The organism is Thioalkalivibrio versutus (assembly GCF_001999325.1).
GTDB lineage: Bacteria > Pseudomonadota > Gammaproteobacteria > Ectothiorhodospirales > Ectothiorhodospiraceae > Thioalkalivibrio > Thioalkalivibrio versutus.
The window spans coordinates 1-19,079 of the sequence record NZ_MVAR01000008.1 but is presented as its reverse complement, the minus strand read 5'-3'; the positions used below and the strand labels follow the sequence as shown (position 1 = coordinate 19,079).

The 19,079-nt window shown below is 66.8% G+C and carries 17 protein-coding genes; 12 read left to right on the top strand and 5 right to left on the bottom strand.

Annotated features, from left to right (window positions below; all coding sequences use genetic code 11):
• The first annotated feature begins 8 nt into the window (after positions 1-8).
• From B0684_RS03440 to dsrE2, 8 genes are all read left to right on the top strand, one after another.
• On the top strand, positions 9-701 hold the full coding sequence (locus B0684_RS03440; RefSeq protein ID WP_077276961.1) for a sulfur globule family protein: 693 nt from the start codon (positions 9-11) through the stop codon (positions 699-701).
• Positions 702-1,297: 596 nt separating this feature from the next.
• A complete protein-coding gene (locus B0684_RS03430; RefSeq protein WP_018649803.1) occupies positions 1,298-1,744 on the top strand; it encodes a sulfur globule family protein in 447 nt (148 codons plus the stop codon).
• A 111-nt stretch (positions 1,745-1,855) separates the two neighbouring features.
• Positions 1,856-2,500 (top strand): AAA family ATPase, encoded by a 645-nt coding sequence (locus B0684_RS03425; protein ID WP_018649804.1) that lies wholly within the window; start codon positions 1,856-1,858, stop codon positions 2,498-2,500.
• A 51-nt stretch (positions 2,501-2,551) separates the two neighbouring features.
• Positions 2,552-3,139 (top strand): DUF302 domain-containing protein, encoded by a 588-nt coding sequence (locus tag B0684_RS03420; RefSeq protein ID WP_018168534.1) that lies wholly within the window; start codon positions 2,552-2,554, stop codon positions 3,137-3,139.
• Between the two features lie 44 nt (positions 3,140-3,183).
• Positions 3,184-3,705: a hypothetical protein gene (locus tag B0684_RS03415; protein ID WP_018144418.1), complete on the top strand. Its 522-nt coding sequence runs from the start codon at positions 3,184-3,186 to the stop codon at positions 3,703-3,705.
• A 27-nt stretch (positions 3,706-3,732) separates the two neighbouring features.
• Positions 3,733-5,298 carry a dynamin family protein gene (locus B0684_RS03410; RefSeq protein WP_018649805.1) on the top strand — a complete coding sequence of 522 codons (1,566 nt, stop codon included), beginning with the start codon at positions 3,733-3,735 and terminating at the stop codon, positions 5,296-5,298.
• Between the two features lie 102 nt (positions 5,299-5,400).
• Positions 5,401-5,547, top strand: coding sequence for a hypothetical protein (locus tag B0684_RS13865; RefSeq protein ID WP_018144416.1), 147 nt, complete (start codon positions 5,401-5,403; stop codon positions 5,545-5,547).
• A 105-nt stretch (positions 5,548-5,652) separates the two neighbouring features.
• On the top strand, positions 5,653-6,123 hold the full coding sequence (gene dsrE2 / locus B0684_RS03405; RefSeq protein ID WP_018144415.1) for a sulfur carrier protein DsrE2: 471 nt from the start codon (positions 5,653-5,655) through the stop codon (positions 6,121-6,123).
• Between the two features lie 101 nt (positions 6,124-6,224).
• Here dsrE2 and B0684_RS03400 read toward each other — a convergent pair whose 3' ends face one another.
• The 5 genes from B0684_RS03400 to hisI form a co-directional block, all read right to left on the bottom strand.
• Positions 6,225-8,027: an AMP-dependent synthetase/ligase gene (locus B0684_RS03400; RefSeq protein WP_018649806.1), complete on the bottom strand. Its 1,803-nt coding sequence runs from the start codon at positions 8,025-8,027 to the stop codon at positions 6,225-6,227.
• Between the two features lie 89 nt (positions 8,028-8,116).
• Positions 8,117-9,184, bottom strand: coding sequence for a nickel/cobalt transporter (locus B0684_RS03395; RefSeq protein WP_018649807.1), 1,068 nt, complete (start codon positions 9,182-9,184; stop codon positions 8,117-8,119).
• 69 nt (positions 9,185-9,253) lie between these two features.
• The gene (locus tag B0684_RS03390; protein ID WP_018176013.1) at positions 9,254-9,901 is read right to left on the bottom strand and encodes a DUF1007 family protein; all 648 of its coding nucleotides are present in this window, start codon (positions 9,899-9,901) and stop codon (positions 9,254-9,256) included.
• Between the two features lie 5 nt (positions 9,902-9,906).
• On the bottom strand, positions 9,907-11,316 hold the full coding sequence (cysS, locus tag B0684_RS03385; RefSeq protein WP_018649808.1) for a cysteine--tRNA ligase: 1,410 nt from the start codon (positions 11,314-11,316) through the stop codon (positions 9,907-9,909).
• Positions 11,313-11,753, bottom strand: a complete 441-nt coding sequence (gene hisI, locus B0684_RS03380) for a phosphoribosyl-AMP cyclohydrolase (protein ID WP_018649809.1) — start codon at positions 11,751-11,753, stop codon at positions 11,313-11,315. The genes cysS and hisI overlap by 4 nt, the downstream gene beginning before the upstream one ends.
• A 241-nt stretch (positions 11,754-11,994) precedes the next feature.
• On the opposite strand from hisI, the gene B0684_RS03375 reads away from it, so the two are divergent.
• The 4 genes from B0684_RS03375 to B0684_RS03360 form a co-directional block, all read left to right on the top strand.
• Positions 11,995-14,082, top strand: coding sequence for a PAS domain-containing sensor histidine kinase (locus B0684_RS03375; RefSeq protein ID WP_018649810.1), 2,088 nt, complete (start codon positions 11,995-11,997; stop codon positions 14,080-14,082).
• Positions 14,079-14,513 carry a response regulator gene (locus tag B0684_RS03370; protein ID WP_018168542.1) on the top strand — a complete coding sequence of 145 codons (435 nt, stop codon included), beginning with the start codon at positions 14,079-14,081 and terminating at the stop codon, positions 14,511-14,513. The genes B0684_RS03375 and B0684_RS03370 overlap by 4 nt, the downstream gene beginning before the upstream one ends.
• Positions 14,514-14,543: 30 nt before the next feature.
• On the top strand, positions 14,544-18,449 hold the full coding sequence (locus B0684_RS03365; RefSeq protein ID WP_018168543.1) for an EAL domain-containing protein: 3,906 nt from the start codon (positions 14,544-14,546) through the stop codon (positions 18,447-18,449).
• Between the two features lie 97 nt (positions 18,450-18,546).
• Positions 18,547-19,079 (top strand): M14 family metallopeptidase (locus tag B0684_RS03360; protein WP_198928520.1); only part of this gene is annotated, 533 nt, incomplete at its 3' end.

Genomic DNA, 19,079 nt, shown 5'->3' with positions numbered 1-19,079 from the left:
GGTTCGCAATGAAGAAGCGTTTCAATTCCCGAATGATTGGTACCGCGCTGGCCAGTGCCGCCGTGGCATCCGTACTGGCCCTGGGCGTCGCCCAGGCCCAGGAACAGGATCAGGGTTACGGCCAGGGTCCGGCGATGGGCCAGCAGGGCCCGGTGCCCGGCCCCTACGGGCACGCCCCGTACGGCTCCGGCATGGGCGCATATCCCGGTGGCGGGATGATGCAGCAGCGTGAAGGCTCCGGTGACTTCAGCTTCGGCATGTCCGGGCGCAGTCAGGGGCAGGGCTACGGGCGCGGCCACGGTGATGGGTACGGCCAGGGCTATGGCCGCGGCCATCAGGGCTACGGTCCGGGCTACGGCCCGGGGTATGGCCCCGGTCCGCAGCAGGGTGGTTTCGGCCATCCGGGCATGATGCAGCCGGGCTATGGCATGCAGCAGCGTCAGGGCTACGGCCAGATGCAGCAGTTCGATCCGGACAACCTGCCGGAAGACATGCCGGAAGAGATGCGTGAGCGCATCCAGGCCCAGCACGCCGAGCGCCAGGAGCGCATGGAAGAGATGGAAGCCATGCGGGAAGCGCGTCAGAAGGCGATGGAAGCCGGGCGTGCGGCGTACGAGGAAGAGATGGAGCGCCAGCGTGAGCGCCGCATGGAGATGATGCAGGAGCGTCGTGAATCCATGCAGGAAGAGGGCGGCAACTGATCTGCGGATCGGTGATCGCATGCCGACGGGCGCTGGTGCCCGTCGGAGTGGAAGTCAGACGGAGGCAGTTCGCCATGCAGGGCAGGCAGTCCGGTCAACTGAAACGCAGGCGGGTCAGAAACGCCCCGATACTCGGGGTATTGCTGGCCACGGGGTTTCTGTTGCCGGCCGCTGACCTGGCGGCGAGTGATCGCCACAACCCCTGGGCCTCCGGTACGCCGGAGGTGCAGCGGTCGGCCCCGGAACGCCCGCGCGGGCGTTTTCCGGACCGCGATTACGACCCGTCACGGCGGGGTGAATCGCGGGATGCGCCAGGCCCGCCGCAGCACGCTCCGGCGTCCCGCGGTTACGGGCCGCAACACCCGTACGGCACACCGGCTGCTCCGTCGTTCCACACCCCTGGCGGGATGCCGGGGGGCTATCCATACGGGTATCCGGGGCAGTCCGGTTACCCGGGCATGGGCGGGCCGTCTTCGGTCTTCCCCTGGGGGATGGGCGGTTTCCCGTTCCCCTGACCAGTAAGGCGTGCATTCGAGAAGCCCTCCCCGCGTGCACGCATTCAAATTGAGGGCATGACTCCTTCAGGAGGTAGCACCATGAACAAGTTGGTCAAAGCAGCAGTTCTCGCCGTTTCCCTGGGTGGCCTGGCCGCCCCGATGATGGCCTCCGCCCAGTGGGGCGGCCCCGGCTACGGGTATGGCCCCGGCGCCTATGGCCCGGGCTACGGCTATGGCCCGAGCATGCCGTTCTTCGGTGGCCCCGGTTACGGCTCCGGTCGTAATTACGGCATGGGCGACATGATGGGCGACATGATGGGTGACGGTAACTTTGACTTCTCCGCCAGTGGTCGTGGTCGCGGCCACGGTTACGGTCAGGGCTATGGGGATGGCTACGGCCGGGGTTATGGTCAGGGTTACGGCCACCCGGGTTATGGCTACGGCCCGGGCTACGGCTACGGTCCGGGTTACGGTCCGCAGGGCTACGGTCCTCAGGGCTATGGCCCGCAGGGTCAGATGCCGCAGCAGCAGGGCCAAGGCAACTAAGCCCGTCGCTGTTCGGGCCTGCCCGGTGTCGGGCAGGCCCCTTTTTTTCGGAGCCGTGCGGATTGGTGGGTTGCGCGTAGCCGCCAATCCGCAATGCTCGAAGGAGACGCCATGCAGACCGTCGTCGCCAATCTGAAAGGTGGTACCGGCAAGAGTACCGTGGCCTTTAACCTGGCCCTGTGGTTGCTGGAGGGGCGTCGTCGCGCCCTGACCGTGGATCTGGATCCGCAGCGAACCCTCAGCGATGTGCTGGAGGTGCGCCACGAGGAAGGCTACGAACCCGCGCTGGACGGGGTCAGTGATCTCGATGCCGTCCGCTCCCGCACGGGCGATTACGACGAGGTGCTGATCGATGTCGGTGCGTCGGACATGGCCTCCCTGATGACTGCGGTGGAGGGTGCCGACCGTGTGCTGATCCCGGTGCCGCCCAGCCAGGCGGACGTCTGGTCGACTTATCGCTTCGTTCAGCGCATTCAGGAGCAACGGGGGTCTTGTGATCGTCCCGAGATCCTGGCATTCATCAATCGTGCCGATACGCACCAGGCCGTGCGCGAGACCGACGAGACGCACGAGGCGCTGCAGCAGATCGAGGGGGTCCGCTTGCTGAAGCCGCGGCTGAAGCAGCGCATGGCCTTTCGCCGTTCCTTCAGCGAAGGGCTCTCGGTGCGCGAACTGGAGCCCCGCGGCAAGGCCGCCGCCGAGCTGGACGCCCTGGCTGTAGCCCTGTTCGGGCGCAACCGCCGCAAGAAACAATAATGTGTCGCGTCCGGTGATCACCGGACGGCGGGCACCGAGCAGGAGAGCTTCATGCGCTTCATACGCAATGCGTTGGTCGTGATCGGATTGCTGGCACTGATTGGGGTGGGGTATGCCATTTTTGCTTTCGAGCCCTACCTCGGTCAGGTCCGCTCGCTGGATTCCCAGGCGCCCAAGGTCTATTCGCAGATGGCCCGCACGGTGCTGGAGACCGGCGACGCCGCGGAGGCCATGGTCTACAAGCGCAAGGTGGACGCGGGCCTGGCGGTCGAAGAGGTCGAGGATATTCTGCGCCTGGTGGCCAACGAGCTGAATATCCGCAACGTCGGCGAATTGCCGATGGGGGAGGAGGTACGAAGCGTTACCGGGGAGGACTTTCCGTTCCTGAAGATCTATATGTTCTGTGATGTGGCGATTGCCGCGCAGATGGTTCGCCACAGCCCGGCGATGGCTGCGTATCTGCCGTGCCGGATCGTGCTGCAGGAAGATGCCGAGGGCAATCTGTGGCTGATGACGCTGGATCTGGAGCCGATGATCCACGGAGGGCGCCCGCTGCCCGAGGATCTGCGCGAGCAGGCCATTTTTGTGAAGGAATCACTGGAGGAAATCATTGACCGCGCCGCCGTCGGCGCCTTCTGACGGGGGTAGCGAATCCGTTTCCGTGCATCGACCAAGGGCGTTCAATGAGCGACGAGAGCAACAGTGATTTCAACAGGGTCCGCGACGAGGCGGACAAGGCGGATGCCCGCTCCCGGCGTGTGGAGCTGATTGTGTACGCCGCCTTGCTGGCCTTCGTGGTCCTGGCCATCTACGGGTTCTGGCTGATCACCAGCCTGACCCGGGATGTCAGCCAGTTGACCCAGGAGATCGCCCAGATGACCCAGGTGGTCGATCGCGACATGTCCACTATCGCCGGGCACATGGCCTCGATGGACCACCAGATGACGGACATCAACAACACCATGCGGGTAATGAACGAGGAAGTGGCGGTGATCGCGGGCAATACGCGCTCGATGGATGCCAATATCGGCTCGATGACGCGGGATACCAGCGTGATGGCGGGCGCGATCACGGGCATGCAACAGGATATGTGGAGTCTGAATCGCAATGTGGGGGCGCCCATGGGTATGATGAACATGTTCAACCCATTCACCGATCAGAGCGGTCCGGTCCGGGGTTCGCCGGGGCCGTATTACCCGCGCTGATCACGCGTTTCGACTGACGGAGTCCGCATGTTCAATCGTCCTGGCCCTCGGGTACGCAAGCAGCTCAAGCTGCTCAGCGACCGCCTTGCCGAAGAGAATCCGGTCCTGAAAGGGGTGGTCGACCCCTTCCGTGATCTGGACCGGGTCGGCTATGCGGCCGGTCTGCTGGATCCCACCGAAGACTCCTACGCCTTCACCATCTCCTGGTGGCCGATGATCGCCATGCTGGGGACGTTCTCGGCCGGCAAGTCCACCTTCATCAACGAATACGTGGGCACCACCGTGCAGCGCAGCGGTTCGCAGGCGGTGGACGACAAGTTCACCGTGATCAGCTACGGCGGAAGCGAGCACGTGCAGGAGCTGCCGGGGCTCGCGCTGGACGGCGATCCGCGTTTCCCGTTCTATCGCGTATCCGACGAGATCGAGCGCATCACCGACGGCGGCGGGCGTACGGTGGATCATTTTCTGGCGATGAAGACCGCGCGCGCGGAGCATCTGCGCGGGCGCATCATCATCGACTCTCCCGGGTTCGATGCCGACGAGCAGCGCGCGACGATCCTGCAGCTGACCGACCACATCATCGATCTGTCGGACCTGGTGCTGGTGTTCTTCGATGCCCGCCACCCGGAACCTGGCGCGATGCGCGACACCCTGGAGCACCTGGTCAATCGCGTCGCCGAGCGCAATGATTTCACCAAACTGGTGTTTATCCTTAACCAGATCGACACCACCTGGCGCGAGGACAACCTGGAAGAGGTCGTTTCCGCCTGGCAGCGCGCCGTGGTGCGCCAGGGCAATGCCACCGGGCGCTTCTACTGCCTGTACAACGAGAGTGCGGCGGTCGAGATCGGCGATCCTCAGGTGCGCGAGCGCTACGAGGAGAAATCCCGGCGCGACCGTCAGGAGATCCACGCCAAGATCCAGGAGATCAGTTCCTCGCGTTCCTACCGGATCCTTGGCTCGCTGCAGGCGATCGCCGAATCCATCGAGATGGACGTCATGCCGGCGCTGCAACGTGCGCTCGCGCGCTGGCGCCGCCGTGTCGTGCAGTTCGACGCCGGGATGTTCGCGGTGGTCGCGGTGATCCTGGGTCTGATTGGCTATCAGTGGACCGGTGGCGTGGCCCCGTGGACCGATGGCAGCGTCTGGCAGTCCATGGGCGAGCGCCCGTTGCTGACTGTCTTTGGCATCGTGGTGCTGGCCATCGTGCTCGGCGGGATTCACTTCTTCAATCGCCGCTGGCTGGCGCGCCGCATCGCGCGGACGCTGCCGACCGAGACCCCCGCCGGTAACTGGCGCGCGGCCTTCGAGAAGAACACGCGTCCCTGGCGCCCGATGATGGGGCGTGCACCGCTGGGTCTGGGGCGGCGGATGATCGGCCGCCTGCATCAGTTGCGCGACCGCGCCGAGGCCTACATCCAGCGCCTGAACAACCAGTTTGTGGATGCCAGTCCGGTCTCGCGCCAGGGCGGGCGGGCCTCGGCCAGCGATGTCTACAACCCGAAGGAGCCGGAAGCCCCGGTCCCCGACCCGACGCCGGGCACGGATGCGCCCCGCGATTACGCCGAGCCGGAGGCGCCGGAGAGGCGCTAGGGGTAGGGGCAGGCATGATGCCTCCTCCTGCGCCGGCTCGCAGCAAGCAGCACGACCAGCGGGCGCGGTTACCGGCCGCTAATGTTGTGCAGGAGGAGAACGATGACCATACTGGCGTGGCTTATGTTCGCGCTGGCCATGATCCTGGTGCCCATCTCGGTATGGGCCAGCATGGCAGCGCTGGGGGTTTGTGCCGGGTGTGCACTGATCCGCGACTGGCGCAGGGGGCGTCAGGCGTCGGAGCAGTAGGCTGTCCCGCCCCGACACCCACGGGCTTTAACCAACTGGGGACGGATCGTGCGCAGGGGGCTGTGGCGGATCCGATTCCTGTTACCACTGGAGGAGAAAGTAGAAATGAGTGATCAAAAGAAGATGGCCATCATTGCGACGAAGGGTAGCCTGGACTGGGGTTATCCGCCCTTCATCCTCGCTTCCACGGCGGCCGCTCTGGGCTACGACTGCGAAGTGTTCTTTACCTTCTATGGCCTGCAACTGCTGCGCAAGAAACTGGATCTGCAGGTGACCTCGCTGGGCAATCCGGGCATGCCGATGCCGATGCCGATGCCGGTGCTTCTGCAGGCCCTGCCGGGCATGCAGAAGATGATGACCGTGATGATGAAGAAAAAGATGGCGGCGAAGGGCGTCTCCGATCTGGGCGACCTGCGCGAGCTGTGCCTGGAGGCCGAGGTACGCATGATTGCCTGCCAGATGACGGTGGACCTGTTCGACATGGACACCAGTGAATTCATCGACGGCGTGGAATACGCCGGGGCCGCCGCGTTCTTCGAGTTCGCCGGCGAGTCCGATATCTGCCTGTTCATCTGAACCGGCGGCGCGCCTGGCGCGCCCATCAAGGCCCCGCGGCGTTGCGCTGCGGGGCCTTTTTCGTTTTTGGGGCGCTTCGTGGTGGATCAAAAGAGAAAAGATCAGTCGTGGCCGGCGTACATGGCCTCGATGGCTTTGGCGTAGTGCTTGGTAATGACCGGGCGCTTGAGCTTCATGGTCGGGGTCAGCATGCCGTTGTCCACTGACCAGGGTTCGTGCACCACGTGGACGTGGCGGATCCTGGCGTAGCCGGGAAAGTCGCGTAGCTGGTACTGCATGCGCTGGAGCAGGGCGCGCTCGGTAGCACGCGACAGGCGTCCGGCGGCACTGGGGTCGAGGTCGTGGTCCTCGGCGAAGGTCGCCCAGGCCTCGGGTTCGGGGACGACCAGGGCGCTCAGGAAGGAGTGGCCGTCGCCGACCACCATGACCTGATCGAACAGGGCGTCCAGGGCGATGGCCATCTCCATGTCCGCCGGTGGGACCTTCTCGCCATTGGTCAGCACGAGGATGTCCTTCAGGCGTCCGGTGATGAAGATGCGGCCATCGTCGTCGATTCGTGCCTGATCCCCGCTGTGCAGCCAGTGATCCTGGTCGATCGTGGAGGCGGTGGCCTCTTCGTTCTTCCAGTAGCCAAGCATGACGCTGCTGGAACGGGTAAGCAGCTCGTCCATTTCGCCGATCTTTACTTCGATACCCGGAAGGGGCTTGCCGATGGAGGCGGGCAGGTTGTCGTCCGGGGTGTTGACGCTGACCACCGGGCTGGATTCGGTCATGCCGTAGCCATGCAGTACCGGGAGGCCGAGGCCGATGAAGAAGCGGGCAATCGGTGGCGGTAGCGGCGCGCCGCCGCACACGGCGAAGCGCAGCTTGCCGCCCAGGCGATTCAGCACCTTGTGCGCCACGATTCGTTCCAGCAGGGGCCACAGCAGCAGGCCCGGGGACCAGGATGCACGGCCCTGCTGGTATTCGAAGCGGCGCCAGCCAATGGCCACCGTGGCCTTGAACAGGCCACGGCCGATCGCGGATTTCTCCTTCAGGCCGGCCTGGATGCGGCCATGCACACGTTCGTAGATGCGCGGGACCGAGATCAGCACGGTGGGCTGCACGGACATCAGATCCTCGCCCAGACCCTGGATAGAGCGCGCGAAAGCGACCTCGGCGCCGATCAGCATGGGCATGTAATAGCCGCCGGTACGTTCCAGCATGTGGGACAAGGGCAGGAAGGAGAGGAAGCGGTCGGTATCCGACAGCGGTCCGGCGGTGGAAGAGGCCTGGGCATTGTCGAGAATATTGCGATGCGACAGCATCACGCCTTTGGGTCGCCCCGTGGTGCCGGAGGTGAACACGATGGTCGCCAGGCCCAGGGGGTCCAGGTCCGGGCGACGCACTTGGTCGGGGTCGCCGCGTTCCAGCCAGCGGTCGAGGTGCATCACCCGCGAGTCATCGGGCTCACCCTCGGATTGGCCCAGACACACGATGCGCTTGAGCGAGGGCATGTTTTCGAAGTGTTCGGACAGGCGCCGGTTGTGCATGCTCTCGCCCAGCAAGAGCAGGCGGGCCTGAGTCTGGCCAATGATGTAGGCGACGTTGTCGGGGCGGTCGTCGGTGTACAGCGGCACGGTAATCAGCCCCAGTTCGCTGGCGGCCTGGTCGAGGGCGACCCACTCGCGCGAGTTGCCGAGCATCAGCGCAACGCGTTCCCCGGGCTTGAAACCTTCGCGCGCCAGCGCAGCCTGCCAGCGATCCACCATCGCGGCCATTTCGCCCCAGGTGGTCTGCTTCCAGGTCTGGTCGTCGGCGCTGAAGTGGCGATAGGCCGGGGCATCCCGACTCATGGAGACCCGGGTGCGGAACAGCGCCGGCAGGGTGGGGGCCTGCTCCGGGGTGATGGTGGTCGACGACATGAGGGCCTCGCGCGCTGGGGTCCGATGACCCGGACGTTAGAGGAGGTGTCCATCCGGGGCAAGCTCGGCCCCGTGGAGGCGTCGTCTGCCTAGCGAATCCCCAGCGGGTGAGCGACGGGTTGGTAGGCGATGGCGCCGAGGACCAGGCTGAGACCGATCAGGGCGATCACGCCGCCCCCGGCCAGGCCCAGGGACGGCCCAATGTAGGTGAGCCGGCCCAGGCGCGTCGGGCCCAGCCAGCGACGGGTCCAGTCACGTGCGGAGACGGCGAGGGTCGCCAGCACCGAGACCGTCGCCGCCGTGCCCAGTGACATCGCCAGCACGGCGGCCACGCCAGCCCAGGCCAGGCCCAGGGCGGTGGAGACCGCCATGATCAGCACCGCGCCGGAACAGGGGCGAATGCCGACGGCCAGCACTGTGCCCCACCAGGTACCACGCTGGTTGGGATCCACGTGGTGCGGGGTGCCGCAGCCGCAGTGCGCGTCGTGTTCGTGCGCATGATCGTGATCGTGGGCTTGAGCGCGGTGGGCGCGATGCAGCCGCCAGGCATGGCGCAGGGCACGAACCATCAGCCACAGCCCGAGCAGCGCGACAAGGGCGAAGCTGGCGATTTCCAGGGTGCGTACCTGACCCAGGGTGTCGCGGGCCAGCCAACCGAACAGGCCGATCAACACACCGACCAGGGCGATGGCGGTGACGCCCTGCGCCAGCGCGGAGGCGGTGGATAGCAAGATGCCGCGCCGCAGGTTCTGCGGCTGGGTCAGCAGGTAGGCGCTGATCACCGCCTTGCCGTGGCCGGGGCCGGCGGCGTGGAAGATCCCGTAGAGCAGGCTGACCAGGATGAGCGCCCCGGCGGTTTGTGTGGTCGGACCGTCGCGCAGGGCGTGCAGGCCCTCGGTCAGGCTGCGGTGCAACTGCCGCTGGGTCTGCAGCATCCAGCCGGTCAGGCGTTCCAGGTGGCTCGGGGGCTCAACCAGTGGGGTTGGCGCCTGATTGCCGCTGGCGGGCGCGTCGCGTTCGGCGGGCGCCCCGGTGGGGGCGCCCAGCGGGTGGCCGGTCTCGGCCTGCACGAGTCCGGAGCCGCCAAACAGCAGGGCCAGCAACAGAAGTAGCAGGTTGAGGGAAGGGCCTCGGAACAGGTCTTGGTCGGTGCGCATGGCGTTACTGTATAACACTCAGTCTGCGGTGTGGTGTGCGTGGCGTCCGATCGCGCGGCAGCACCGGGCTCAGTCGCATTCCAGCGTGGCGGTTTCCGCGAAGTGACGGCCCAGGTCGTTGACCGGGCTGCGGTCCGAACGTTCCAGGGTGGCGGCGTAGCGGATCAGCTGCGGGTCCGGTCGGGGCTCGGTGACGGCGACCTCGCAACCGGGTCGATTCTCCACGAAGACGATGTCGTCCGGATCGTGCCGGATCTCGATCCAGTATTCCGGATCGAAGACGCGGTAGGTGAAGGCGTCACCGGCGGTGATGTCGTGTTCGTCCAGCGGCAGCTCGAAACGCAGGTGCAGGCGCCGGTCCTCCAGGGTCAGGCGCGCGTTGCGGGCCTGCGGCACGTCCAGGCGCTCGTCGCCCAGGTTCAGTTCGGTGAAGTAGTCATAGGCAGCCAGGTTTCCGAGCATGCGTTCGGCGGCGTGTTCCAGCGCCGCATCGATGCCGGTGGCACCGTCGAGGTCCCGGGTCAGGTCTTCCAGCAGCATGTGGCTGTAGGTCGGGTCGATGCGCCAGGATTGCTCCATGCTCGCCAGGTTGCCGGCATCGTCGAAGACCAGCCCCATGCGCAGGTCGATCCACGCATGCGGGTGGGCGAGCGCGCCGGCCGGCAGGAGCAGACCCAGAACCAGCGTCAATCGCATGAGCCAGGGGCGCAGATGCATCGGCTTCAGGTGGCGCGCTGCCAGCGCGTGCCATCCGGCGTGTCTTCCAGCTCGATGCCGCGCGCGACGAGTTCGTCGCGGATGGCATCCGCCTTGGCGAAGTCGCGGCCCTGGCGCGCGGCCTTGCGTGCGGCGATGCGCTCCTCCACCCAGGCGGCCAGGTCATCGTCCCCGGCGTCGCCCTGAAACCACGTGGCTGGGTCCTGTTGCAGCAGACCCAGCAGGGCGGCGCCCGCCAGCAGTTCACCCTTGCGGCGGGCCCGTTCGGCATCGTCGGATGCTGTTGCCAGGGCGTCGGTCATGCGGTGCAGCGCGGTGATCGCGGCGGGGGTGTTCAGGTCATCCAGCAGCGCCGTGAACACTGCCGTGTTGGAGGCAGCAATGTCGTCGGCCTCGATGTCGGCCACATCGCGCAGTACGCGGTACAGGCCATTCAGGCTGTTGCGCGACTGGGTCAGGGTCTCTTCCGAGAAGTTCAGCGGGGCGCGGTAGTGGCGCGACAGCAGCGCCAGGCGCAGGACCTCGCCGGGGTAGTGCTGCAGCAGGTCGTGCAGCAGCTGAAAATTGCCCAGTGACTTGGACATCTTCTCGCCGTCGATGGTCAGGTGTCCGTTGTGCACCCAGTAACGGGCGTAGTGGGTGCCGTGTTCGTGGCAGCCCTCGGCCGCGCAGCCCTGGGCGATCTCGTTTTCGTGGTGCGGGAAGACCAGGTCGTGGCCGCCGCCGTGGATGTCGATCATCGGGCCCAGGTGGCTGCGGATCATTGCCGTGCATTCCAGGTGCCAGCCGGGGCGGCCCGTGCCCCAGGGGCTCTCCCAGCCGGGCTCGCCCGCCGCGGCCGGCTTCCACAGCACGAAGTCGCCGGGGTGGCGCTTGTAGTCGGCGACCTCGACCCGGGCGCCGGCCTGCATGTCCGCCAGCGAGCGCCCGGACAGGGCGCCGTAGTCCGGGTAGGAGGTCACGTCGAACAGCACGTGGTCGTCGGCCACGTAGGCATGGCCGCGTTCGATCAGGCGTTCGATCAGCTCGATCATCGGCTGGATGTGTTCGGTCGCGCGCGGCTCGAGGGTCGGCTTGAGCGTGCCGAGTTCGGCGATGTCCTCGTGGAAGGCCCGGGTGAAGCGTTCGGTCAGCGCGGCGATGGGCTCGCCGTTGTCGGCGGCGGCCTTGTTGATCTTGTCGTCGACGTCGGTGATGTTGCGGGCGTAGACCACGTGATCCGGGCCGTAGAGCTCGCGCAACACGCGGAACAGCACGTCGAACACGACCACCGGCCGGCCATTGCCGATGTGCACGCGGTTGTACACGGTGGGGCCGCAGACGTAGAGCGTCACCCGCTCCGGGTCCTGGGGCACGAACGGCTCGTCGCGCCCGCCCAGGGTGTTGTGCAGGGTGAGGGTCCGGGCCGCGCTCATTGCCCGGTGTCCTTGCCGTACAGCGTCTCGGGGGCGATCTCGGGATCGCTGGTCACCACGACGGTGTCCTGTCCGACCTGCAGGTAGAAGCAGCTGCGCCGCCCGGTATGGCAGGCCGGGCCGGTCTGGTCGACCTTCAGCAGCAGGGTGTCGCCGTCGCAGTCCAGGTGCAGCGAATGCAGCTGCTGCACCTGCCCGGACTGCTCGCCCTTGCGCCACAACGCCTGGCGCGAGCGCGAGTAGTAGCAGACGCGTCCGGTCGCCAGGGTCTCGTCCAGGGCCTCGCGGTTCATCCACGCCAGCATCAGGACCTCGCCGGTGTCGTGCTGCTGGGCAATGGCGGGGATCAAACCGCCGGCATTGAGCTTCAGGCGATCCAGGACCGCTGGGGTCGGGTGGCGCTCGCCACGGGACTCGCCTTCGAGTTGCTTGAACATCGCTGCGTCCGCTTGCGGGAGCGGCGAAGAATACCATTTTCGAACCGCGCTCCGAAGCCCGCGAACTGGCCCCGCCTGCCCTGGGTTGCGCTTGGGCCACGGGTGGTCGATGCTCGAGACAGGACAGCTGGCGGGCAGGGAATGCCGGCCGCGTCTCCGTGGCGGTCGGAGGAATGGCATGGCGGGAGGCAACAAGGGAAGCTGGAGACCCAGCGCGGGGCGCACCGCGTTACTCGTCGCCGTGCTGTATCTGATCGTCGGGCTGCTCTGGATCGCCCTGTCCGACCGGGCCCTGCTGCTGATGGTCGACGATCTGGAGCTGCTGGGGCAGTTGCAGACCCTCAAGGGCTGGGGCTACGTGGTGGTCACAGCCATCCTCCTGTTCCTGCTGGTGTATTTCCCCCTGAAGGATCGTGACCGCGCCTCGCGCGAGGCGCGCCGGCTCACCGGGATTGTTGAACGTTCCCCAGTGGTTGCCATTGAGTGGGCTACCACCCCCGGCTGGCCGGTCACCTTTGTCTCCCCGAATATCGAGCGCTGGGGCATTGCCCGCGATGCCCTGCTGCGCGGCGAGGTGCACTATGCCGACCTGATTCATCCCGACGATATCGACCGCATCGTGGCCGAGGTCGCCGCGCACATCGAGCGCGGCCCGGACCGTTACACCCAGTTGTATCGTCTGCGGGACGGACCGGGCGGCTGGGTCTGGCTGGAAGACCGGACCTGGCTGACCCGTGACGAGTCCGGGCAGGTCATCCGTATCAATGGTCTGCTGGTGGACGTGACCGAACGCCGGCGCGCCGAGCAGGACCTGCGTGATTCCGAGACCCGCTTCCGCGCGATCTTCGACAACGTGCAGGAGGCGATCCTGCTGCAAGACCTGGATACCGAGGCCCTGATCGGGATTAACGCTGCGGCCGAGAAGATGTACGGCTACAGCCGTGCCGAGCTGCTGGCCTGCAACGTGGACGACCTTAGCGCGGACGAGACCGGATTCGACGTTCAGCGCCAGAAGGCCCTGATGGAGCGCGCCCGGCGTGGCGAACAGTTGGTGTTCGAGTGGCGCGCCCGGCACCGTGACGGCCACGGGTTCTGGGTGGAGGCCAACCTGCAGGTCACCGAGATCGCCGGAGAGAAGCTGCTGCTGGTGACGCTGCGCAATATCGAGGCGCGCAAGCAGGCGGAGGCCGCCCTGGCACGCCAGGTGGATCGCTTGAGCCAGGCCGAGCGCCACGCCGGCCTGGGCAGCTGGGAGTACCTGCTGGAGAGCCGCGAGCTGTGGTGGTCCGATCGGTTGTATGCGCTGCTGGGCTGTGATGCCCACTACGGCAAGCCGACGCTGGAGTCGTTTGCCCGCAATTTCTTCGACCTCGAGTCCGCGGACGGGGCGAGCTTCTCCGCGGCGATGGAGACCCTGATCGCCGGCGGCCGGCCCGGGCCCCAGCGGTTGCTCCTGAAGGCCCGGCCCGAGGCGCGCGAGGAGGCCTGGTTCAGTCTCACCATGGAGGCGCCGATCGAGCGCGCCGACGGCCTGCATTACGTACAGGGCACGGTGCTGGAGGTGACCGAGCTCAAGCGTAACGAACTGGAACTGCGCAATCTGAACGCCACGCTCGAACAGCGGGTGGCGGAACGCACGGCGGCCCTGCAGGCGCTCAACCAGGAACTGGAATCGTTTTCCTATGCCGTCTCCCACGACCTGAAGGCACCCCTGCGCGGAATCGAGGGCTACAGCCAGTTGCTGGAGGCGGACTACGGCGAGCAGCTGGAGGGTGAGGGTCGCGTCTTCCTCAGCAATATCCGCAATGGCGTGGCGCAGATGAACGAACTGATTTCGGATCTTCTGGCCTACTCGCGCATGGAGCGTCGGCCGCTGGAGGAGCGCACCGTCCGCGTGCGCGCGCTGGTGGAGGAGGTGCTGGAGTCGGTGGATCCGGGACTCCGTGAGCGCGCCGAGGTGAGTATCGAGATCGACCCTGATCTCTGCTTTGTAAGCGACCCGGATGGCGTCGCCCTGATCCTGCGCAACCTGCTGGAGAACGCGTTCAAGTTCAGTGCCGAGCGCGAGGCCCCGCAGGTAACGGTGCAGGCCGAATCCCGCAGCGCTACACTCGGGATCACGGTGCGGGATAACGGGATCGGTTTTGACATGGCGTTTCGGGATCGTATCTTCGATATCTTCCAGCGCCTGAACCGAGCCGAGGCTTATCCGGGGACCGGCGTCGGCCTGGCCCTGGTGCGCCGTGCAGTCCACCGGCTGCGCGGCGAGATCCGCGCCGAGGGCACGCCGGGCGAGGGGGCCGCCTTCCACGTGGAGTTCCCGCGATGAGCCACGCCGGACGTCAGCCCTCCATCCTGGTGGTGGAGGACAACCCGGTGGATATCGATCTGATGCAGCGCGCCTTCAAGCGGAGAAACCTCTCCAACCCGCTGGAGACCGCGCGCGATGGGGTGGAGGCGCTGGAGTTTCTCGATCGCTGGGAGCGCGGCGAACTCGCGCCGCCGGCGGTGATCCTGCTGGATATCAAGCTGCCCAAGGTGGACGGACTGGAGGTGCTTCGGCGTATCCGTGCGCACGAACGCTTCCGGCGCATTCCGGTGGTGATGCTGACCTCCTCCAATGAGGACCGTGACATCGCCACTGCCTATGACTGCGGCGCCAACTCCTACATCGTCAAACCAGTGGATTTCGCCCAGTTCGTGCAGGTCGCCGAGCAGGTCGAGCTCTACTGGTGCCTGCTTAACCACCCGCCGGTCTGAAGCCGCGGCCCCCTTGCAACCCGAGACCCCATGCGAATCCTGCTCGTAGAAGATAACTCGGCAGATGCCGATCTGCAGCGCCGCGTCCTGGAACGTCAGGTGCCGGGCGCCGACGTGTCCCCGGCGGGGTCTCTGGCCGAGGCGCGCGCGGCGCTGACCGGGGCGGATGGCTTCGACTGTGTGGTGGTGGATCTGCGCCTGCCGGATGGCAGCGGTCTCGACTTGATCAGCGAGCTGCACGCCGCGGGACGCGGCGAGGCCGTGCTGGTGCTCACCGGGCACGGCGAACAGGAAACCGTGGTGGCGGCGTTTCGCGCGGGTGCCGATGACTATCTGACCAAGGCCGATGGCTACCTGGAGCGCCTTCCGGGGCGGGTGGTGGATGCTTGCGCCCGGCGCGAGCTGCGGGTGATCGAGGCGCGTGAGCCGCTGCGGGTACTGTATGTCGAGCACAGCGAATTCGATGTCGGCCTGACCTGTCGCGAACTGGCGCGCACGGCCCCACATGTGCAGCTGGCGACGATGCACACCGCCGAGGAGGCCCTGGCGGCGCTACCGGAAAGTGCCGCCGGGGAGCTGGGCTTTGACTTGTTGTTGGTGGACTACCGGTTGCCCGGGATCGACGGCCTCGAGCTGGCGCGCCTGGTGCGCGAGGACCGCGGACTGGACCTGCCGACCATCCTGGTGACCGGGCAAGGCACCGAGGACCTCGCCGCGCGTGCCCTGCGTATGGGCGTGGAGGATTACACGGTCAAGCACGAGGGCTATCTGAAGACCCTGCCGATGCTGCTGGACCAGGTGTATGCCCGCGTGCGGCTGCGCCGGGAACGTGCGGCGCTGGCGGCCTCCGAACGGCGCTACCGCGAGGTGATCGAACGCGCCGGCGATATCGTCTTCGAGACCGATGCCGCCGGTTGCTGGCGTTTCCTCAATCCGGCCTGGACGGCCATCACCGGCCATTCGGTGGAATTGTCGATTGGCGAGGAGATGTTGTCGTTCATGCCGCTGGAGGATCGCGGTTTGGCCGCGCGACTGCTGACGCGCGCCGTGGAGGCCGACGACGGCCGGCTGGAGGCCGAGATTCGTCTGCGCGCAGCCGACGGCTCGCTGTGCTGGCTGGAGCTGCGCGGCCAGGTCAATCTGGATGCCGCGGGCCGGGCCACGGGCCTGTCCGGGAGTCTGGTGGACGTGACCCGGCGGGTGCTGGACCAGCGCGTTCAGGAGGTACGCGGGAACGTACTGGCACGCCTGGCCACGGGGGAGCGCGATCCACGCCTGCTGGAGGATGTGGTCAAGGGCCTGGAATCGCTGGCGCCTGACCTGCACGGCTGCATCATGCTGCTGGATGCCGACAGTCAGGAACTCTACGGCGTGGCGGCTCCGCGGCTGCCGGACCCGCTGCGCAGTGCGACCCGCCGGATCCGCGCTGCCCAGGGGGTGGCCTCCTGCGGCGAGGCCGCCTGGAGTGGCGAGCCGATGATCATCGAGGACTGCGGGACGCACCCGAACTGGGCCGGGTTCTGCGATCTCGTGCGTGGGGCGGGCTTTGGCGCTTGCTGGTCGTTCCCCTTCCGGGATGCCGACGGTGGCGTGCTGGGCACCCTGGGTATTTATCTCGGCGCGTCACGCGGACCCTACCCTGGCGAACGGGTGCTGATCGACGAGTTCACCCAGATCGCGGGGCTGGCGGCGCAGAAGCTGCGCGTCTCGCAGGCACTCGGCGAGCGCGAGCGCGCGCTGCGCACTGCCGCCGAGCTGACCGTGGAACTGTTGCGCGAGGACAACCCCGCCAGCGTGATCCACCGGCTGCTGGCCGAACTGGGGCAGGAGGCTGGCGCCGACCGGGCCTATGTGCTGGTGGCCGAACTGGACCACGCGGTGCGCGAGGCCCTGGATATCCACCGCTACTACTGGGTGCGTTCGGATGCCGAGGAGATGATCCGCCCGCCGCCGCTGCGCAACCTGAGCCTGGAATCGGTCCTGCCGCGCTGGCACGAGATCCTGCAGGGCGGCGGTGCGATCGATGTGCTGACCCGCGAGCTGCCGGATGAGGAACGCGCGATCCTGGAGGCCTCGCAAAGCCAGGCTGTGCTGCTGGTACCCCTGTACGTGGAGGGCGAGTACCGCGGGTTCCTCGCGCTCGACCGGGTGCGGCGCGCGCAGCGCTGGACCGATGCGGACCAGAGCCTGGCGCGCATCGTCGCCTCCAGTCTGGGGGCGGCGCTGGAACGGCGCCAGGCCTTGCTGGGCCTGCGGCGCATGGCGGCGGTATTCGAGAGTACCCGTGACGGCATCATCATCACCGACCTGACCCCGCGGATCGTCGCGGTGAATCCGGCCTTCGTCGACATCACCGGTTTTTCCGAGGGCGAGGCCCTGGGGCGCAACCCGAGCTTTCTGCAGTCCGGGCGCCATGACGGAGAGTTCTTCAAGCACATGTGGGACAGCCTGCAGCGCGAGGGTCACTGGCAGGGCGAGATCTGGAACCGCCGGCACAATGGTGAGGTGGCCCCGCAGTGGCTGAGCCTGAACACCGTTTACGACGAACAGGGTCAGGCCCTGCACTACTCCGGGGTGCTGACCGATATGTCCGAGTTGCGCCGCTCGGAGGAAGAGTTGCAGTACCTGGCTCAGAACGACGCCCTGACCGACCTGCCCAATCGCAGCCAGCTGCAGGTGATGCTGGGGCAGGCGCTGGAGCGTGCCCGCATGCATGGGCACCGGATTGCGGTGCTGAATCTCGATCTGGACCGGTTCAAGAACGTGAACGATTCCATGGGGCACCCGGCGGGCGATCAGGTGCTGGTGGAGGTCGCGCGGCGTCTGCGCGGGGTGCTGGGGCCAACCCATGTGCTGGGTCGGCTGGGCGGCGATGAATTCCTGATTGTGGCGGAGAACCCGGACAGCGACGACGAGATCGCGCGCTGCGCCCGCAGTTTGCTGGCAAGCTTCGAGCGCCCCTTTACGCTGGAGGACGGGCGTTCGGTCTATCTGAATGGCAGCATCGGTATCAGTCTCTACCCCGATCATGGCGACACCGTGACCGCGCTGATCCAGCACGCGGATGCGGCGATGTACCAGGCCAAGGCATCCGGGCGCCAGACCTGGAGTGTCTATACCCAGGCCCTGACACGCGCGGCCGACGAGCGCCTGGAGCTGGAGAACCGACTGCGCCAGGCCCTGCAGGACGACAACGGCGAGTTGCGGCTGCATTTCCAGCCACAGGTGCGGCTGGAGGACGGGCAACCCTTCGGCATGGAGGCGCTGCTGCGCTGGCAGCCGGCACAGGGGGAGATGATCCCGCCGGATCGCTTTATCCCGATCGCCGAGGACACCGGGTTGATCGTTGCGCTGGGCGAGTGGGTATTGCGCGAGGCCTGCGACGCCGGGCGCCGATTGCTGGACCGCGGCGCCGGAGATTTCGGTCTGGCGGTCAATCTGTCCCCGGTGCAGCTGCAGCGCAGCGACTTCGTCAATCGCGTGGCGGAGATCCTGGCGCTGACCGGCTTCCCGGCCGCCCAGCTGGAGCTGGAGATCACCGAGACCGCGATCATGCAGCAGGGCGATCAGGCGATTGCACGGTTGGTGGCGCTGAAGGCGCTGGGGGTGAAGCTGGCCATCGACGACTTCGGGACCGGGTATTCCTCGCTGGCGGCCTTGAGGACCTATCCGCTGGATGTCCTGAAGATCGACCGCAGTTTCGTGGATGGTGTTGCCAGCGAGAGCGCCGACCGCGAGATCGCCGCCACCATCATCGCGATGGGCCGCAACCTGAACATGCAGGTGATCGCCGAAGGCGTGGAGACGGCGGAGCAGGCGGCCTTCCTGCAGGAGCGCGGCTGTGCCCTGGGTCAGGGGTATCTCTACAGTCGGCCGCTGGAGATCGAGGCGCTGGATGCCTGGATGACGAAGCATGCCGGCCTGCCGACACCCTGAGGGGGCCCGCTGGTCAGTGTCGTCAGGCATGCCCGCATGGCATCCCCTGGGCCGCTCCGGTAGCCTTTAGGCCCGTCTCTTGCCCGGAGCTGCCCCGATGTCCGATCCGTCCCGTCCCACTGCCTTGCGTTCGATCACCTTTCACGGCCTGGAGCCGGGGCCGCGTCTGATCGTGCTGGGGGCGGTGCACGGCAACGAGACCTGTGGCACCCAGGCCACCGAACGCCTGCACGCGGAGCTGGAGTCGGGGCAGCGGCGTTTGCTGCGCGGACAACTGACGCTGGTGCCGCGCACCAACCCGCTGGCCTATCAGCTGGAAAGCCGCATGGGCGAGCGCAACCTGAACCGCAATCTGCGCGTGACCGACGACCCACAGGACTTCGAGGACCGCATCGCCAACGTGCTGTGCCCGCTGCTGGCGGCGCATGATGTGCTGCTGGATCTGCACTCGTTCCACACCGGTGGGCAGCCGTTCATCATGCTCGGCCCGCGCGATAATGACGGCGAGCTGGAAGGCTTCACGCACGCGGCCGAGGAACAGGCGCTGGCGGCCTGCCTGGGGCCGCAGCGCATGGTCGAGGGCTGGCTGGATACCTACGCCCGCGGGGTCGCGCGCCGGATGAAGAACCC

Bases quoted from the DNA above. Each gene is read 5' to 3' on its own strand.
- B0684_RS03410 (WP_018649805.1), top strand. From the start codon at position 3,733: ATGTTCAATCGTCCTGGCCCTCGGGTACGCAAGCAGCTCAAGCTGCTC.
- B0684_RS03370 (WP_018168542.1), top strand. From the start codon at position 14,079: ATGAGCCACGCCGGACGTCAGCCCTCCATCCTGGTGGTGGAGGACAAC.
- B0684_RS03430 (WP_018649803.1), top strand. From the start codon at position 1,298: ATGAACAAGTTGGTCAAAGCAGCAGTTCTCGCCGTTTCCCTGGGTGGC.
- B0684_RS03400 (WP_018649806.1), bottom strand. From the start codon at position 8,027: ATGTCGTCGACCACCATCACCCCGGAGCAGGCCCCCACCCTGCCGGCG.
- B0684_RS03440 (WP_077276961.1), top strand. From the start codon at position 9: ATGAAGAAGCGTTTCAATTCCCGAATGATTGGTACCGCGCTGGCCAGT.
- B0684_RS03395 (WP_018649807.1), bottom strand. From the start codon at position 9,184: ATGCGCACCGACCAAGACCTGTTCCGAGGCCCTTCCCTCAACCTGCTA.
- B0684_RS03415 (WP_018144418.1), top strand. From the start codon at position 3,184: ATGAGCGACGAGAGCAACAGTGATTTCAACAGGGTCCGCGACGAGGCG.
- B0684_RS13865 (WP_018144416.1), top strand. From the start codon at position 5,401: ATGACCATACTGGCGTGGCTTATGTTCGCGCTGGCCATGATCCTGGTG.
- B0684_RS03365 (WP_018168543.1), top strand. From the start codon at position 14,544: ATGCGAATCCTGCTCGTAGAAGATAACTCGGCAGATGCCGATCTGCAG.
- hisI (WP_018649809.1), bottom strand. From the start codon at position 11,753: ATGTTCAAGCAACTCGAAGGCGAGTCCCGTGGCGAGCGCCACCCGACC.
- B0684_RS03420 (WP_018168534.1), top strand. From the start codon at position 2,552: ATGCGCTTCATACGCAATGCGTTGGTCGTGATCGGATTGCTGGCACTG.
- B0684_RS03425 (WP_018649804.1), top strand. From the start codon at position 1,856: ATGCAGACCGTCGTCGCCAATCTGAAAGGTGGTACCGGCAAGAGTACC.
- cysS (WP_018649808.1), bottom strand. From the start codon at position 11,316: ATGAGCGCGGCCCGGACCCTCACCCTGCACAACACCCTGGGCGGGCGC.
- dsrE2 (WP_018144415.1), top strand. From the start codon at position 5,653: ATGAGTGATCAAAAGAAGATGGCCATCATTGCGACGAAGGGTAGCCTG.
- B0684_RS03390 (WP_018176013.1), bottom strand. From the start codon at position 9,901: ATGCATCTGCGCCCCTGGCTCATGCGATTGACGCTGGTTCTGGGTCTG.